This is a genomic window from Photorhabdus hindustanensis, from assembly GCF_002968995.1.
GTDB classification, from domain to species: Bacteria; Pseudomonadota; Gammaproteobacteria; order Enterobacterales; family Enterobacteriaceae; genus Photorhabdus; species Photorhabdus akhurstii.
On sequence record NZ_PUWT01000098.1, the window covers coordinates 1 to 3164 of the forward strand.

5 protein-coding genes are annotated in these 3164 nt (G+C 41.1%); 2 read left to right on the forward strand and 3 right to left on the reverse strand.

What is annotated here, in order from left to right:
- Positions 1–236 precede the first annotated feature (236 nt).
- Both C6H66_RS23630 and C6H66_RS23635 read right to left on the reverse strand, forming a co-directional pair.
- Positions 237–497, reverse strand: a complete 261-nt coding sequence (locus C6H66_RS23630; protein ID WP_105396908.1) for a transcriptional antitermination N peptide — start codon at positions 495–497, stop codon at positions 237–239.
- A gap of 448 nt (positions 498–945) precedes the next feature.
- Complete coding sequence (locus C6H66_RS23635; RefSeq protein WP_105396909.1) at positions 946–1674, reverse strand: XRE family transcriptional regulator; 729 nt, start codon at positions 1672–1674, stop codon at positions 946–948.
- Between the two features lie 117 nt (positions 1675–1791).
- Between C6H66_RS23635 and C6H66_RS23640 the strand changes: the two genes are divergently transcribed.
- Both C6H66_RS23640 and C6H66_RS23645 read left to right on the forward strand, forming a co-directional pair.
- Positions 1792–2016 (forward strand): transcriptional regulator, encoded by a 225-nt coding sequence (locus tag C6H66_RS23640; RefSeq protein WP_105396910.1) that lies wholly within the window; start codon positions 1792–1794, stop codon positions 2014–2016.
- Positions 2017–2133: 117 nt separating this feature from the next.
- Positions 2134–2481, forward strand: coding sequence for a hypothetical protein (locus C6H66_RS23645; protein WP_105396911.1), 348 nt, complete (start codon positions 2134–2136; stop codon positions 2479–2481).
- Positions 2482–2701: 220 nt separating this feature from the next.
- Here the strand turns inward: C6H66_RS23645 and C6H66_RS26475 are convergent.
- The coding region (locus C6H66_RS26475; protein ID WP_219847644.1) for a hypothetical protein at positions 2702–3164 on the reverse strand (463 nt) is incomplete at its 5' end.

The window sequence follows — 3164 nt, forward strand, 5'->3', positions numbered from 1 at the left end:
CCGGGCGCTAACCGGAACTCAGTGATGCTCTAAGCCGCCTTTCCCTCACTACGTCGCCGTGGGAACCCGACCTCTACACAGTCGTCGTGTGCCTGGATTTATCAGGCTGGTAGCGGTATAGCTGTGTCACTAAACCATGATTAATTCTCCTTTTAATGTTCTTATATTTAACTCTCTACAATAAGTAGCATCCATGCCAAAAATTTCCTGTTATTCCCAAGTGTGGCGAAATTCGCTCATTGTCTGGCTGTAATATTGCTACTTTTCTTATTCTTGACTGAATAAAGCCATGTGTTGGGTAAACAACGGTTATTAAATGATTCAACTGTCTTATTTTGTTTGATAACTGACAGTGAGACGGCTTTTAGTGTTTTTGTTGAACACCCCGTTAAAGCTGTGACGATCTTCCTTTCGAGCTTTCTGTTAGCTTCAATAAGATTTTGTTCTTCCATGCGTCGATTTTTGCGGCGTAATTTGCAACGCTGTTTTGCATTCATAAGAACCTCCGTTAATTAGCTTTGTTGTGATGTAATCGGGCCACAGTGTCACGCCACAACAAAGCTAACTTCGCTTTGGTCTACACCTTTCGGCATAGGGGACAGATTGTTAAAGAGCGAAAATTCCTTTTAGTTACTGCTTCCTGTTATTACTAGTACTATGTTGTTTCTAGCACTTGCGAATCATCCCGATATTCATGCGCCTCGGGCAGCTACTTCGTGGGCTTTCCCTGCCTGTTCGCTATCTTGTGTGCCTTTGATGTGATTTAATATAGCCAAAGTTATTTTTGATGTAAATAGCCAAAGTTATATAAAAATAGAAAAAGATATTAAATCGTTGATAGAAAAGGATATATTTTTTTAATTAATATTTTGATGTGTGATTTAGATAAGGTCTTTTTGGGGAAGGGGGACAAAAAAGCCCCATTACGGGGCTAAAATTTGATTACTAACTGTGGTATCTATAGTTAATTGATTGGCTAATCATTACCTTGCCTTGAATGTATAACTTTTGTGCTTCCTCTTCATCAAGATACCAAGTTTCATACTTCTTATTATCTGAAATAATCGCTAATTTTTTATACTGTAGCTGTAGTCTCTTGATGTATAGCTGGTTCTCCAATATAAAAATATAGATACCATCGCCATCAAAATGATGCTTTGTTATGTCAACAAAAATTTGATCTCGCGGTTCAAATGTTCCTGACATTGAATCCCCGTTGACTGTAATCATTTTTATTGAATCGGCTGGTCTGCCTCCAAATAATTTCCTGGCCTCATCTTCGGTATACTCAATTGAACATATTGTTTCGATAAATTCAGAATTAACAATCACGCCGGGCCCCGCGCTCGCTTGAATATCCAGTAGATTCACTCTATAGGAGCACGGAGAATTTTTACTACTAAATTGTTTCTCATCGTTACTATTTTGTGATGAAATCGTGTTATCGCTCGATTGCCCTTCTGAGCTGCCGTACATGTCGCCATTTCCAGTCGCTAACCATTCAGCGTCAACCATCAAAGTTTTTGCTATTTCAATTATTTTCCTGGAACTGGTGGCTTTACCTGATGTCAGTTTCCAAACGCTGGGCTGAGACATGCTAACAGCCTCAGCTAGCGAGGCTTGAGTAAAGCCCTTGTTTTTCATGGCTAGTTTTAGCCGTTCTGCAAGTTTCATTTTTTCCATATCACACAATTTATAGCTTGGGCTATATTTCGTCAAATAACTAAAGCTTTACTTTGTGAATAGCCATAGTTATTATTTGCTCTGATTCAACAGTGGAGGTTATTTTTTATGACGAATAAGTTGATCGAACGGGCTATTGGCATGGTTGGCAGCCAGCAAGCTCTTGCTGACATATGTAACGTAAAACAACCATCTGTTTGGGCGTGGTTGCATGGGCGTAAAAAACCATCTGCAACAAATGCCATGCGTATTGAGCGTGCAACAAACGGATTAGTTCCAGCGTGCCAATTGAGACCTGATTTATCTGAATTATTTGGCGAAATTATCGCCTGATTTTAATGCTCTTTAACAATCTGCCCCCTACGCTGCAAAGTGTAGATTCCCTGTAAGCGGGGAGCGTAGCCCAATATCAGGGCTATTAACATTATTTTATTTAAGGAAGTATGACATATGGATATTGCAAAAAATATCAAAATTACTTGTAAGCCGGAGGCGCTAGAGAGTTTTTGGCTTCGATGCATTTTGGAGTACGGAAATAACGAATTTGCAAAAGAAATTGGGATTCACCCGTCAACATCAAGCCGTGATAAGAACCGAATATTTAAGCTGGCGTGTAAAGCTGCTGCCTTATTCGGTCTGCCCGAAGGGTCTGTTGAACTGCCATCACAATCATCAAAAATTGTATTTGAAGGTGAATACGCAGAGATGTTGATCCAAGCGCTGGAACGGAAAGGAAAAGTGAAAAGAAAAGCCTCAGTAACAGTTGAGGCTTCTGATCAAATCGAACTTTCAATGTGAATCAAGCGGGGGAACTCTCATTTTCCCCGATACCACTAATAGCGAGGTGATTATGGACAGTTTCGACTATCACGTCAATGTCTTGATGCCAGCGAATTTCTTTCGTGATGATGAAAAATGGATCCGAGAAATGCTATTGCAGCTCGATCCATCAACTCGCGGAAAGATTACGGTTCGGTATGCCGAGGTTTATCAAGCTGCTTGGGACGAGGAACCAATTTCATATCGAAAAGATAACACGGCAAGACGAGCGGCCAATATCCGGTTGAGGGAGTTTGTCAGGAAGTATGCCGCTTTCAGTCAAGGGTATGTAACAACCCCTACTGAGTTGCTGAAAACAGGCACTAGCCAGAACAACCTGCCCAAACAGGCGGTTGCCTGAACTCCGAAGCCAACATGAGAATCTGGTCTGGCTTGTGTTTCTGGTAAGTGCTGAAAGTCGAGGTTTGCACAAGGCCAAAACCCGAAAAACAAAGGTCAAGGTCAACGGCGGATCGAGTCHATTAAATGCATACTGTTTATCTAAAATGCCTTTTACTCGCAACTGCTCCATATCACCATCAGCCAGAATATGAAGAGCGCGCAGTTCATCCGCTTTCAAGGCAGATAAATGACTATCCACTTGTGATAAGTCAGCGTCGATTTTCACATCATATTGAGGCTTACTCTGAAACGGCAAATTG